This is a genomic window from Streptococcus ilei, assembly GCF_000479335.1.
GTDB classification, from domain to species: domain Bacteria; phylum Bacillota; class Bacilli; order Lactobacillales; family Streptococcaceae; genus Streptococcus; species Streptococcus ilei.
This window is the reverse complement of the sequence record NC_022584.1, coordinates 916,554-930,432: the sequence shown is the minus strand read 5'-3', so window position 1 is coordinate 930,432 and position 13,879 is coordinate 916,554. Positions and strand designations below refer to the sequence as shown.

General features: G+C 44.4%; 14 protein-coding genes and 1 tRNA gene. 14 read left to right on the top strand and 1 reads right to left on the bottom strand.

The features are described from left to right. Positions 1-16: 16 nt before the first annotated feature. Entirely contained in the window at positions 17-1,129 is a 1,113-nt protein-coding gene (gene ald, locus N596_RS04480) for an alanine dehydrogenase (protein WP_023023983.1), read from the bottom strand. 208 nt (positions 1,130-1,337) lie between these two features. Between ald and N596_RS04475 the strand changes: the two genes are divergently transcribed. The 14 genes from N596_RS04475 (at position 1,338) to smpB (ending at position 13,818) form a co-directional block, all read left to right on the top strand. Then, positions 1,338-1,907, top strand: coding sequence for a GNAT family N-acetyltransferase (locus N596_RS04475; protein WP_023027112.1), 570 nt, complete (start codon positions 1,338-1,340; stop codon positions 1,905-1,907). A gap of 50 nt (positions 1,908-1,957) precedes the next feature. Next, positions 1,958-2,030, top strand: a tRNA-Thr gene (locus N596_RS04470). A gap of 404 nt (positions 2,031-2,434) precedes the next feature. Beyond that, positions 2,435-4,159 (top strand): tetracycline efflux ABC transporter Tet(46) subunit A, encoded by a 1,725-nt coding sequence (gene tetA(46), locus N596_RS04465; RefSeq protein ID WP_023027111.1) that lies wholly within the window; start codon positions 2,435-2,437, stop codon positions 4,157-4,159. Between the two features lies 1 nt (position 4,160). Further along, complete coding sequence (tetB(46), locus tag N596_RS04460; protein ID WP_042361187.1) at positions 4,161-5,897, top strand: tetracycline efflux ABC transporter Tet(46) subunit B; 1,737 nt, start codon at positions 4,161-4,163, stop codon at positions 5,895-5,897. Positions 5,898-5,999: 102 nt separating this feature from the next. After that, positions 6,000-6,497, top strand: coding sequence for an rRNA maturation RNase YbeY (gene ybeY / locus N596_RS04455; protein ID WP_023027110.1), 498 nt, complete (start codon positions 6,000-6,002; stop codon positions 6,495-6,497). Further along, entirely contained in the window at positions 6,478-6,876 is a 399-nt protein-coding gene (locus tag N596_RS04450) for a diacylglycerol kinase family protein (RefSeq protein WP_023023974.1), read from the top strand. Before ybeY ends, N596_RS04450 begins: the two co-directional genes overlap by 20 nt. A 29-nt stretch (positions 6,877-6,905) precedes the next feature. After that, positions 6,906-7,805, top strand: coding sequence for a GTPase Era (gene era / locus N596_RS04445; protein ID WP_023023972.1), 900 nt, complete (start codon positions 6,906-6,908; stop codon positions 7,803-7,805). A gap of 45 nt (positions 7,806-7,850) precedes the next feature. Beyond that, a complete protein-coding gene (gene mutM / locus N596_RS04440) occupies positions 7,851-8,675 on the top strand; it encodes a DNA-formamidopyrimidine glycosylase (protein ID WP_023023970.1) in 825 nt (274 codons plus the stop codon). After that, positions 8,676-9,272 (top strand): dephospho-CoA kinase, encoded by a 597-nt coding sequence (gene coaE, locus N596_RS04435; protein ID WP_023023968.1) that lies wholly within the window; start codon positions 8,676-8,678, stop codon positions 9,270-9,272. Between the two features lie 16 nt (positions 9,273-9,288). After that, positions 9,289-10,488, top strand: a complete 1,200-nt coding sequence (locus N596_RS04430) for a multidrug efflux MFS transporter (protein WP_224781604.1) — start codon at positions 9,289-9,291, stop codon at positions 10,486-10,488. Next, entirely contained in the window at positions 10,478-10,627 is a 150-nt protein-coding gene (gene rpmG, locus N596_RS09670) for a 50S ribosomal protein L33 (RefSeq protein ID WP_081453577.1), read from the top strand. Before N596_RS04430 ends, rpmG begins: the two co-directional genes overlap by 11 nt. Positions 10,628-10,670: 43 nt before the next feature. Beyond that, positions 10,671-10,904, top strand: coding sequence for a preprotein translocase subunit SecG (gene secG, locus N596_RS04425; RefSeq protein ID WP_006595869.1), 234 nt, complete (start codon positions 10,671-10,673; stop codon positions 10,902-10,904). A gap of 126 nt (positions 10,905-11,030) precedes the next feature. Further along, positions 11,031-13,388: a ribonuclease R gene (rnr, locus tag N596_RS04420; RefSeq protein WP_023027109.1), complete on the top strand. Its 2,358-nt coding sequence runs from the start codon at positions 11,031-11,033 to the stop codon at positions 13,386-13,388. Then, complete coding sequence (gene smpB, locus N596_RS04415) at positions 13,351-13,818, top strand: SsrA-binding protein SmpB (protein ID WP_006595871.1); 468 nt, start codon at positions 13,351-13,353, stop codon at positions 13,816-13,818. The genes rnr and smpB overlap by 38 nt, the downstream gene beginning before the upstream one ends. The last annotated feature ends 61 nt before the right edge of the window (positions 13,819-13,879 follow it).

Below are 13,879 nucleotides of genomic sequence, written 5' to 3'. Positions count from 1 at the left end.
TTTTAAATGTCAGAAATTATACTAATTCGTCGATTGGTGTGAAGTCGCGCTCTAGGCCTTCTGCAACCGGTTGGCTAGTGATGTGGCCTTGATAAGTAGTAACCCCTTGGCGTAAGCCTTCATCAAGGGCGATAGCCTTATGGAACCCTTTGTCAGCTAAAGCTTCCACATAAGGAAGAGTTACGTTGGTAAGGGCGATGGTAGACGTGCGAGCGACAGCACCTGGAATATTGGCAACGGCATAGTGGAGCACACCATGTTTTTCGTAAACAGGCTCCGTATGAGTAGTCACACGGTCTGCTGTCTCAATAACCCCACCTTGGTCAACTGCAACGTCGACGATCACAGAACCTGGACGCATTTGTTTGACCATATCGTCCGTCACTAATTTTGGAGCTTTTGCACCAGGAATCAAGACAGCCCCGATGACAACATCGGCATCACGGACGCTGGCTTCAATGTTAAATGGGTTGGACATGAGGGTTTGGATTTGGTGACCGAAGACATCTTCTAGAACTGACAAACGTTTGGCACTGATATCCAAGATGGTGACTTGGGCACCGAGTCCAAGAGCGATACGAGCTGCATGGGTTCCAACGACCCCACCTCCGATAATGGTGACTTTTCCTTTAGGAACACCAGGTACACCACCTAAGAGAACGCCTGATCCTCCTTCTTGTTTGGTGAGGAAGTGTGCTCCGATTTGCACGGCCATCCGTCCAGCAACCTCACTCATTGGGACCAAGAGTGGTAATTGTCCTTCAAGGTCTCGCACTGTTTCGTAAGCTACCCCAGTTGTCTTAGCAGCAACCATGGCATCTGCTAATTCAGGAGCGGCAGCCATGTGCAAGTAAGTGAAGAGCAAGAGGTCTTCACGAAGGAAGCCGTATTCTTCAGCGAGGGGTTCCTTTACTTTGACGACCAATTCAGCTGCCCAAGCCTCTGCAGCAGTCGCAACGATAGTTGCCCCTTGTTTTGTGTAATCTTCATCCGCAAAGCCAGAGCCAAGTCCAGCATTTGTTTCCACCAAAACTTGATGGCCCTTGCCCACCAAGCTGTGTACGCCAGCTGGTGTCAAACCGACCCGATTTTCGTTGTTTTTTATTTCTTTTGGAATACCAATTAACATTGTTTTCTTCTCCTTGCTTGAATATAGGTGTAAAAAGGCCATTGGTGTGAGATTGCTCTCCTAACTCAATGACCTTTTCACTCCTCATCCCAATTTTTTAATCGAATGATTTTATTTTATATAAAAGCTAGTCAAAAATCAAGAAAAAATTTTAGATTGCCTTCCTTTATGTTTTCTGCTAAACTAATCCCTAAAGAAGGAGTGTCTAATGGAAAATTTATATGTGAAGTTAGCGGCTTATCGTGAAATGGAGACAGAGCGTTTACGTTTGCGTCCGGTCACTCTTGAAGATGCACCGGCTATGTTTGAGTACGCTTCTGATGAGACTGTTACGCGCTATACCTTTCCAACCAATCAAAGTCTTGAAGAGACGTGTAATAACATTGCCCTCTTTTACCTAGCTAGCCCACTTGGAAGATGGGGGATCGAGCTCAAAGAAAATGGAAAATTTATCGGAACGATTGATTTACTGGATTTGGATCTTTCTCTGAAGAAGGGGAGTATAGGCTATGTTCTGAATAAAGACTATTGGAACCAAGGTCTTGCGACAGAAGCTACCAAGACAGTGATTGCCCTAGCTTTTGAACAGTTAGGGATGAACAAGCTCATTGCCGTTCATGATAAGGAAAACCCAGCTTCTGGACGGGTGATGGCCAAAGCAGGGATGCAATTTTCCCACGAAGAAGCTTATGCGATGCTAGACCCGCATGAAAAAGGGCGAATGGTGACGAGAGTCCATTATGTCCTCGCGAAGGAAGAATATTTGGCAGAAAAATGAGTCAGGATATTGACAAAAGGCCTATCTCCATGATATAGTAGATAGGTACTGCTGGTTTAGCTCAGTCGGTAGAGCGCATCCATGGTAAGGATGAGGTCGCCGGTTCAATCCCGGCAACTAGCATAGTAGAAGAGAGAAGCTTAGAGAGGATCTAGGCTTCTTTTTTGTCTTTATCTTCTAACTGGGAGTCTATTTGCAAACTCTTTTTCAACAATATTCAAAAAAACGTTGACAAGCATAGAAATACGTGGTAAAGTTATAGCAACAAAGAGAAAGGAGAAAACCATCATGAACAAAGTAGATGTTTTGATGACACAATTGAATACACAACTTCTCCAATCTCAGTTGAGTTCGATTTAAAAAATGAATGAAACCCAAGGTGGAGGAGTCTGTCTTGGGTTTTTTGTATGCATTTTTGCCTGCCTTAACTGAATTGGTGATAGGCATCAGAAGGCCCAAGTGTGGACTGAGCACGCTCTCAGCTCCTTGCTTGGGTTTTTTCTGTGCCATTTTGAAAAGGAGAGTAGATGATAAGAGCTATTTGGGAGTATATCAGAGAGCGCAAGTGGCGCTATATTAGCATTGCTGTGGTCCTGATTCTTTATGATTATACCTTATTGATCCCGACTCAAGTTATTCAGCGTTTAGTGGATCATTTGAGTCAGCAGACGCTGACGAAATCCAACTTTGTATGGGATATGGTCCTCTTGGTAGGATCAGCCATCCTCAATTACCTGACGGCTTTTTATTGGCAGTTGCGCCTTTTTCAGTCGTCCATTCATTTTAAGTCGACCCTTCAGGAGCAAGCATTTCGTAAGCTAGTAGCCATGCGGCGTCCCTTTTTTGAGAAATTCCGCTCAGGAGATCTCTTGACGCGCTTTACGACAGATGTCGATGGCATGGCCGATATGGCTGGTTACGGAATGATGATCATCCTTTATGGTGGCGGTTTATTTACCTTTATTATATTGGCCATGTTTTTCCTTTCTTGGCAATTGACTTTGATTTGTTTTATCCCCATGATATTTCTTGTCGTATCCACCTATTTTTTGAGTAAAAAGCAGGAGGATTACATTGAGCAAAACAGGGAAGCAGTCGCGCAGTTAAACGATGAGGTCTTGGAGTCTATCGAAGGGATTCGGGTCATGCGTGCCTATAGTAGACGGGACCAGCAGGTCAAACAGTTCCAAACAAAAACAGCTAGTCTTGCTAAAACAGGAGATAAAATCGCCTCTATTCAATATTCTTTTGGCCCTTTAGCCCTTTTGTTTATTGGAGTTTCGACTGTCTTACTCTTGGTATTTGGAGGTCAATCCTTAGCTAGTGGGCAATTGAGCTTAGGAAAACTATTGGCCTTGCAACTGTATTTGGTCTTCTTGGTTGAGCCTATGTGGATGCTATCAGATTTTATCTTGGTCTACCAGACTGGGCAAATGTCCTTTAAGAAGTTAAAAGAAGTGATTGATGAAACAGATGATTTAGAGCCAGATGGTCCGCATTTCTTGGAACAAATTGATTCGGTAGAGTTTAAGGATTATTCCTTCCGCTATCCTGGTGCTGAACGAGAGAGCCTGTCAGGTATTGATTGGACCGTTCAGAAAGGCCAAATAGTAGGGATTGTTGGTCGTACCGGATCAGGAAAGACTAGTCTGGTTCGACAATTCTTGCGGCAGTACCCAGTTGGTGAGGGAGAATTCTTGGTCAACCAGCAACCGATCGTTGCCTACAACCGGCGCTCCATTGAAGATAAAATTGGCTATGTTTCCCAAGAACATATTTTATTCTCGAAATCCATTCGTGACAATATTGCTCTGGGTAAAAATGGTGCTAGTGAAGAGGATTTAGTGGAAGCGGTAGCCCAAGCTGCTTTTGCGGATGATCTCGAGCGGATGTCTCAGGGAATGGACACCATGATCGGTGAAAAAGGGGTCTCTGTATCAGGAGGTCAAAAACAACGGATCTCTCTGGCGCGTGCCTTTTTAAGGGATGCAGATCTCTTGTTGTTAGATGATTCCCTTTCTGCAGTGGATGCCAAGACCGAACAGGCCATTATTGACAGCATTCAAACAGAGCGGAAAGGCAAGACGACCATCATTGTTTCTCATCGCTTGTCTGCTGTCCATCAGGCGGATTGGATCATTGTCTTGGATCAAGGACAGATTGTCGAAGAAGGCAGAGCTAGTGATCTGCTGGCTCAAGAGGGTTGGTACTACGAACAATACCAACGGCAACAAAAACAGGAAGGAGAATAAGATGAAAGTATTGAAACGATTATTATCTAGGATCACGCTTTATCCTACAGTCTTTCTTGTTGGCTTTATTTGTCTCTTATTAGCGACCATCTTTTCTGAGTTGTCTCCATTCATTCTTCAAAAGATGATTGATGGGCCTTTGACCGCACTGACCCATAGTGGAGAGCAAGGTCAGCTACTCCAGATGGGAGGTTTTTATCTCTTGGTCTTAAGCATTGGACAGCTGATTAGCTACCTAGGGAATCGGATCTTGCTACACGGAAGCAATCAAGTAACGGCTAACCTAAGAGACCAAGCCTTTCAAGTCATGCAAGGTCTACCGATCTCTTATTTTGATGATAAGCCGGCTGGAAAGATCGCGACAAGAATTGTCAATGATACGGAAACCTTGCGGACTCAGTTTTATAACTCCTGTATGGTGTTGATTATCTTTTTAGTACGTTTTCTCTTTGTTCTAGGGATTCTCTTTTACCTGAGCCCTATGATGGGCCTTCTCTTGTGTTTGGTCTTTCCGATTTTCTACGGGATCCAGTATCTCTACAAGGTCATGACGGACCAGCCAATGAAGGATTTCTTTGATGCGAGAAGCGAGGTCAATACCCAGGTCAATGAACTCTTGCATGGTGCCAGCATGATCCAACTCTACGGGCAAGAGCCCCATGTTATCGAGGAGTTTGAAGCCACTACCCAGAAGATGCTATGGGCTAATGACCGGATCCTTTTAGCTGATTCAATCGCTTCTTGGACCTTGACGGAATTGCTCAAGTATTTGGTCATTGCAGGTATTTTGACCATCGCTGGCATGTCTTACTTAAAAGGGAATATTGGTGTGACGGCTGGTTTCTTGTTTATCAATATCAACTATGTCATGAACCTCTTTGAACTAATGGCTGCCCTTAGTCGTCAATTTCCGAATATTCGGCGATCACTAGAGACGGGGAGTCGTGTCCTTACCTTCTTGGATCAACCCTTAGAGGCCGATGGTGTATTGGAGCTGAAGATAGAAAAGGCTCAAGTCGTGTTTGATGATGTTCAATTTGCTTATGAAGAAGGCAAGCCAGTTTTACAGGATATTGCCTTTCAGGCGAGCCCTGGGGAAACCATCGCCCTTGTGGGCCATACTGGGTCAGGTAAGTCTTCCATTATGAACCTGCTCTATCGTTTCTATGATCCTCAAGATGGAGCGATTTTGATCGATGGGCAAGATATTCGCCAAGTCTCTCGTGAGAGCCTGCGAAGCCACATGGGCATTGTTCTGCAAGATCCTTATCTATTTACAGGAACCATTGCCAGTAATGTGGCCATGAGTCAGGATCATATTGACCGGGATGCGATCAAAGATGCGCTGAAAAAAGTCGGGGCTTGGCCTTTTGTAGAGCGCCTTGAAAAGGGAATCGACCATCCAGTGGTTGAAAAGGGTTCCGCCTTCTCAAGTGGGGAGCGTCAACTGATTTCCTTTGCTCGAACCCTCTATATGAATCCGAAAATTTTGATTCTGGATGAAGCGACCTCCCACATTGATACGGAGACAGAGGAGATTATTCAACAGGCCATGGCAGTCCTACAGAAAGGTCGGACCACCTTTATCATTGCACACCGCTTATCGACCATTCAAGATGCGGATCAGATCCTGGTTCTATCAGAAGGACGTATTGTCGAACGTGGGCAACATGCAGACTTAATTGCCCATGGTGGCATTTATGCCCAGATGCATGCCATCCAACAAACGGTTGAATAAGGATGGCTATGAATGTCAGTCTTCAAATAGTAAAAGTAGCGTGTATTCTAGTATATACGCTATTTTTATGCTATAATTGAAATGATAGTGAGGTGATCCAAGATGTATATTGAAATGGTTGATGAGACCGGTCAAGTCTCTCAAGAAATAATCAAACAAACCCAGGAAATTTTAGAATTTGCTGCAAAAAAATTGGGCAAAGAAGACAAGGAAATGGCAGTGACCTTTGTAACCAACGAACGCAGCCATGAATTGAACTTGGAATACCGTGATACGGATCGCCCAACGGATGTAATTAGTCTGGAATACAAACCAGAGATGGATATTGCTTTTTCAGAAGAAGATTTAGAAGACCATCCAGAATTAGCAGAAATGATGGCAGAGTTTGATACCTATATTGGAGAGCTCTTTATTTCTGTAGATAAGGCGCGTGAGCAAGCGGCTGAGTATGGCCATAGCTTTGAGCGCGAGATGGGCTTTTTAGCAGTGCATGGCTTCCTTCATATCAACGGTTATGATCACTACACTCCGGAAGAAGAGAAGGAAATGTTTGGCTTACAGGAAGAGATTTTGACAGCCTATGGACTCACAAGACAATAAACGAAAATGGAAAAATCGAGAACTGATTGCCAGTCTTGAATTTGCTTTAACAGGGATTTTTACAGCCTTTAAAGAAGAAAGAAATATGCGCAAGCATGCTCTTTCAGCTATCTTAGCGATTGTTGCCGGCTTCCTTTTTGGCATTTCAGCAACAGAGTGGCTCTTTCTACTCTTAAGTGTTTCTTTGGTGATTGCCTTTGAAATCATGAATTCTGCTCTTGAAAATGTAGTGGATTTGGCGAGTGATTACCATTTCTCCATGCTGGCCAAAAATGCCAAGGATATGGCGGCAGGAGCAGTTCTCGTTATTTCGGGTTTTGCCTTGGTGACAGGTCTCATGATATTTGTGCCCAAATTATGGGCTCTAGTACTTGGATAAGGGGGATATTTCCCTCATGAAAGGAAACTATGACATTTAAATCAGGCTTTGTAGCTATTTTAGGACGTCCCAATGTTGGGAAGTCAACTTTTTTGAACCACGTCATGGGGCAAAAAATTGCCATCATGAGTGATAAGGCGCAGACAACGCGCAACAAGATTATGGGAATCTACACGACCGATAAGGAACAGATTGTCTTTATCGATACGCCAGGGATTCATAAACCTAAGACAGCCCTTGGAGACTTCATGGTAGAGTCTGCCTATAGTACCCTTCGGGAAGTCGATACGGTTCTCTTTATGGTGCCGGCAGATGAACCACGTGGGAAGGGTGACGATATGATTATCGAACGCCTCAAAGCAGCCAAGGTGCCCGTTATCCTTGTGGTGAATAAGATCGACAAGGTACACCCAGACCAACTTTTGGCACAAATCGATGATTTCCGTAGTCAAATGGACTTCAAGGAAATTGTGCCGATTTCAGCCCTGCAAGGAAATAATGTTTCGCATTTGATTGATATTTTGAGCGAAAACTTGGAAGAAGGTTTCCAATATTTCCCTGCTGATCAGATTACGGACCATCCAGAGCGTTTCTTGGTTTCTGAAATGATTCGGGAAAAGGTCTTGCACTTGACGCGGGAAGAAATTCCCCATTCTGTTGCAGTAGTCGTGGATTCCATGAAGCGGGATGAGGAGACCGATAAAGTCCATATCCGTGCGACCATCATGGTGGAACGTGATAGCCAAAAAGGGATTATCATCGGAAAAGGCGGTGCCATGCTCAAGAAGATTGGAACCCTTGCGCGTAAGGATATTGAACTGATGCTGGGGGACAAAGTCTTCCTAGAAACCTGGGTCAAGGTTAAGAAAAATTGGCGGGATAAGAAATTAGACCTTGCCGATTTCGGATACAACGAAAAAGAATATTAAGAAGAGGTGGGCAGAAGCCTGCTTCTTGTTTTTGAAAGGAGTTCTATGCCCGAGTTACCAGAAGTTGAGACCGTCCGACGTGGTCTTGAGAAATTAATTCTAGGGAAAACCATCCAATCCGTGGAAGTAAAGTATCCTAAGATGATTCAGACGGATCTGGATGCTTTTCGTCAAGATCTTCCAGGTCAAGAGATTCGATCCATGGGGCGTCGTGGGAAATACCTCTTGTTTCATCTGACGGATTTGGTTTTGATCTCGCATTTGCGGATGGAAGGCAAGTATTTCTTTTATCCAGACGAAGTCCCTTTTCGCAAGCACGCCCATGTCTTCTTTCATTTTACAGATGGTAGCACCCTGGTCTATGAAGATGTCCGCAAGTTTGGGACCATGGAAGTCCTAGTGCCTGAGCTTGTAGACAGCTATTTTGTGAATAAAAAAATTGGTCCAGAGCCGACAGAAGCGGAATTTAAATGGCCTGCCTTCCAAGCAGCTCTGAAAAAATCAAAGAAACCCATTAAATCAGCCCTTTTGGATCAAAAATTGGTGGCTGGTCTGGGCAATATCTATGTGGACGAGGTGCTCTATCGAGCCAAGGTTCATCCAGCCCGTTTGGGGCAAAGTTTGACTGCTCCAGAAGCCAGAGCCGTTCGCAAAGAAACAATTGCCGTATTAGCTCAGGCTGTCGAAAAGGGAGGCTCCACCATTCGCTCCTACAGCAATGCCTTCGGAGAAGATGGCACTATGCAGGAACAACACCAAGTCTATGGGAAAACGGGTCAGCCTTGTAGTCGTTGTGGCTCTCCAATCGAGAAAATCCAACTTGGGGGACGGGGGACTCATTTTTGTCCCCATTGTCAAAAGGTAAAGTAAATGGGAAAGATTATTGGATTAACAGGAGGGATTGCCTCTGGTAAGTCGACTGTGACCTCCTATTTGAGAGAAAAAGGCTATGCTGTCATTGATGCTGATCGTGTGGTCCATGACTTACAGGCACAAGGTGGAGAGCTCTATCAAGCTTTGGTAGAGCATTTTGGGACAGAAATCCTTCTAGATACTGGAGATTTGAATCGTCCTGCTCTGGCTGAACGCATTTTTTCAAGCCAGAATGAGATCGCCTGGTCCAACCAGGTACAAGGCGAAATGATTCGCAAAGCCCTGGCGCGAGAACGGGATCGATTGGCAGAAACAGAAGACCTCTTTTTCATGGATATCCCCTTGTTAATCGAGCAGGGATATCTGGACTGGTTTGACCAAGTCTGGCTGGTCTATGTGACGGAGGATACTCAGTTAGAACGTTTGATGGAAAGAAATGCTTTGACAGAGGACCAGGTGCGCGATCGTTTGGCGGCCCAGATGTCTCTGGAGGAGAAAAAAGCTCTTGTGGATCTCGTGATTGATAACAATAGCAAGCGTGATCACCTCTATCAGCAAATTGATAGGGTTTTAGAACAAATAGAAAGAAGATGATCCTATTTCACAGGAAATAAAATGGCGTAGAAATCTTTTCATTGCCTGGATTGGTTGTTTTTTTGTAGGGGCCAGTCTTTCATTAGTGGTCCCCTTTATGGCCCTATTTGTGGAGGAGTTGGGAGTGAGAGGTCCGGCCGTTCCTTTTTATGCAGGGATTGCTGTTGCCTCCTCCTCCTTGACATCTGCCCTGATGGCCCCAATCTGGGGGAGTTTGGCAGACCGCTATGGTCGTAAACCCATGATGCTGAGAGCCTCGATTGCCATGACCTTGACCATGGGAGGAATCGCTTTTGTCCCCTCCGTCTTTTGGTTATTGCTCCTACGCTTATTAAATGGTGTCTTTTCAGGCTTTGTTCCTAACAGCACGGCTCTCATTGCTAGTCAGGTGCCAAAGAATCAATCTGGGTATGCTTTAGGGACCTTATCGACAGGAACCATTGCAGGTACCTTGATGGGACCCCTGTTGGGGGGATTGATTGCTGAGCAATTTGGTATGCGTAATGTCTTTCTCCTCGTTGGTTTTTTCCTCTTTCTCGTCTCTGTTTTGACCTGGTGGGGCATTGAGGAAGACTACCAACAAATTTCGAAGGAGGAGCACATTTCAAGCTGGACTTTACTGGCTTCTATCCAGCATAAGGACATTTTACTAGGTCTCTTTTTGACCAGTATGACCATCCAGATGATTGGCCAGTCCATTTCTCCCATTCTTCCTTTGTATGTGCGGGAGTTAGGCCAGAGTAACAATATTATCTTTGTTTCCGGCTTGATTGTATCAGCGATGGGGATTTCCAGTATTCTTACCTCTGGTTGGATGGGTAAGCTAGGAGATAGAATTGGCAATCACCGCCTTTTGCTCTTGGCCCTTCTCTATAGTGGGATCCTCTATATCTTCTGCGCCCTTGCGCAGACCCCTTTTCAATTAGGTCTTTTTCGATTCTTATTTGGTATTGGAACAGGGGCCTTGATGCCAGGTGTGACCGCCCTCTTAAACCGTATGACTCCCAAAGAAGGGATCTCTCGGATTTTTAGTTACAATCAACTCTTCTTTTATGTTGGGGGAGTTCTTGGTCCGATGATGGGCTCTAGTATTGCTATGCATGTCAATTACCATTGGGTATTTTATGGGACCGCTATTCTTGCCTTTATAGATTTGGCCTTCCTTTTATTCATCTTTAGAAAGTATTTGAAAGTGAGAGAAATCAGTGCGCATTAAAGTACAACTAACCTGCACGAGTTGTGGCAGTCAGAATTATTTGACAAGCAAAAATATGAAGACCCACCCGGAAAAAATTGAAGTTTTGAAGTATTGTCCCAAAGAGAGAAAAGTGACATTACATCTTGAAACGAAATGATTTTTATGGTAAAATAGGTAAGATTTTAAGGAGTTTTTTAATTATGACTAAACCGTTGATTACTATTTTATTGGTACTATCTGTATTAATTATTATCGCTATCTTCATGCAACCAACTAAAAATCAATCTAGCAACGTATTCGATGCAAGTTCAAATGATTTGTTCGAACGTTCAAAAGCTCGTGGATTCGAAGCAGTGATGCAACGACTAACAGGAGTAATGATTTTCCTTTGGTTACTCATTGCGATGATTTTAATGGTATTATCCAGTAAATAAGATAGGCTTAGACATTGTCTTTGCCTATTTTTTCATCTATGAGTCGTTTGATGGGGAGATTGTCACTTGTAAAGAAATCTCTCTAAAAGAAAGAAAATAAAGGAGGCTGGCTATCCAGCGCAAGATATGAAAAGTAAAATTATTGATTATTTAAAACAGGAGGGAAAAGCTCAGGTTGATCAATTGGCACAAGCCATTGGGAGTACAGATGCCAAAGGTTTTCGTGAACTGATTAAGACCATTTCGCTGATGGAGCGACGTCGTCAACTAACCTTTGAAGAAAATGGCTATTTAAGTCTCCTTGATGCTAAACCAAAAGGGACCATTACTGTGAAAGGAATTTTCCATGCTCATAAGAGTGGCTTTGGTTTTGTCAGCTTAGAGGGGGAAGAAGAGGATCTCTTTATTGGACGAAATGATGTCAACCATGCTATTGATGGGGATACAGTTGAAGTTGTCATCACCAAGGTAGCTGATCGCCAAAAGGGGACAGCGGCAGAGGGGAGAATCGTTGATGTCTTGGAGCATAGTCTCCAAACAGTTGTCGGCCAAATCGTTCTGGATGAAGAAAAGCCCAAGTATGCAGGCTACATCGTTTCAAAGAATCAAAAGATTAGCCAACGGATCTACGTGAAAAAGCCAGCCCTGCAATTGGAGGGGACCGAAGTTCTCAAGGTTGCCATTGAACAGTATCCGAGTCGGAAGCACAACTACTTTGTGGCCACTGTTCAAGATGTGGTTGGACATGTGACAGATCCTGGAATCGATGTCTTGGAAGTCCTGGAGTCCATGGATATCGTCTCAGAATTTCCAGAAGCAGTCCTCAAAGAAGCAGAAAGCATTCCAGACAAGCCTAGTGAGAAAGATATGGAGGGACGTTTGGACCTTCGAGATGAAATCATCTTTACCATTGATGGTGCCGATGCCAAGGACTTGGATGATGCGGTTCACATTAAACGCTTGGAAGGTGGGAATTTTGAGCTTGGCGTTCACATAGCCGATGTCTCTTATTATGTAACCGAAGGTTCTGCCTTGGACAAGGAAGCCCTCAACCGCGCGACCTCTGTCTATGTGACAGACCGGGTCGTGCCCATGTTACCTGAGCGTCTATCAAACGGGATTTGTTCCTTAAACCCTCAAGTGGATCGCTTGACCCAGTCAGCCATTATGGAGATCGACCAGCGTGGTCGGGTACTTCGCTACCAGATCACCCAAACGGTCATTAAAACGACTTTCCGGATGACCTATAGCGATGTCAATGAGATCATTGCTGGAGACCAGGAGAAGCGTGAGGAATACCAAGCCATTGTGCCAAGTATTGAAGCTATGGTTGGCCTTCATCAGATCTTAGAAGGAATGCGGGAAAAACGAGGAGCCCTGAACTTTGATACCAGCGAAGCTAAAATCCTGGTCAATCCTCAAGGAAAACCAGTAGACATCGTCTTGCGCCAACGTGGGGTTGCAGAACGGATGATTGAATCCTTTATGCTGATTGCAAATGAGACAGTAGCTGAGCATTTTGCCAAACGAAAACTTCCCTTTATTTACCGGATTCACGAAGAACCCAAAGCAGAGAAAGTGCAAAAGTTTATCGATTATGCTTCTAGTTTTGGCCTTCCAATTTATGGGACAGCTAGTTCCATGAGTCAGGAAACCTTGCAGGACATCATGAAGAAGGTAGAAGGGGAACCCTATGCTGATGTCTTGTCTATGATGTTGCTTCGTTCCATGCAGCAAGCGCGTTATTCCGAGCACAACCACGGACACTATGGGCTAGCAGCTGAGTTCTATACTCACTTCACCAGTCCGATTCGCCGGTATCCAGACTTATTAGTCCACCGCATGGTGCGAGAGTATGGAAAAGATTCTGAAGTGGCTAGCCATTTTGAACAGGTCATTCCAGATATTGCTAGCCAATCCTCTAGCCGGGAACGCCGCGCCATTGATGCGGAACGGGAAGTAGAAGCCATGAAGAAGGCAGAGTACATGGAGGACTATGTTGGCGAAGAGTACGATGCATTGGTGTCCAGTGTCGTCAAGTTTGGTCTCTTTGTTGAATTGCCAAATACTGTAGAAGGTTTGATCCACATCACCACCTTACCTGGTTTTTATCATTTTAACGAGCGCGATTTGACCTTGCGCGGGGAAAAATCAGGCGTGACCTTCCGTGTCGGTCAGGAGATCCGAATCAGGGTCGAAAGAGCGGATAAGATGACTGGCGAGATTGATTTTTCGTATATCCCAAGTGAGCTGGATTTGATTGAAAAAGTCACTAAAGCATCGGATCGTAAAGATCGAAATGGACACTCTAAGCGCCCTTCTTCTAAGAAAGAAGAACGAAAGCAAGGGGGCTTTAGAGAGAACAAGCGCAAGCATTCTTCAAAAGACAAGAAGAAAAAGAGTAAGAAACCTTTTTACAAGGAAGTAGCTAAGAAAGGAGCTAAGCATGGCAAAGGGCGAGGGAAAGGTCGTCGCACAAAATAAGAAAGCAAGCCACGATTATACAATTGTTGATACCATTGAAGCAGGAATGGTCCTGACTGGTACAGAAATCAAGAGTGTTCGAGCAGCTCGTATCAACCTCAAGGATGGATTTGCCCAAGTCAAAAATGGGGAAGTCTGGCTCAGCAATGTTCATATTGCTCCCTATGAGGAAGGCAATATCTGGAACCAAGATCCAGAACGCCGTCGCAAACTCTTGCTGCATAAGAAACAGATTCAAAAACTGGAGCAGGAAACTAAAGGGACTGGGATGACTCTAGTTCCCCTTAAGGTTTACCTTAAGGATGGTTATGCTAAGCTCTTGTTAGGCTTAGCCAAAGGGAAGCACGATTATGACAAACGTGAATCCATCAAACGGCGGGAACAAAATCGTGACATTGCTCGTGTCATGAAACAATACAATACGCGTTAAAGTAAGAAATAGGAACAGCTGAAGCAAGGGCTGAAAACTGTTCCTATTTTTAAATTTCTCT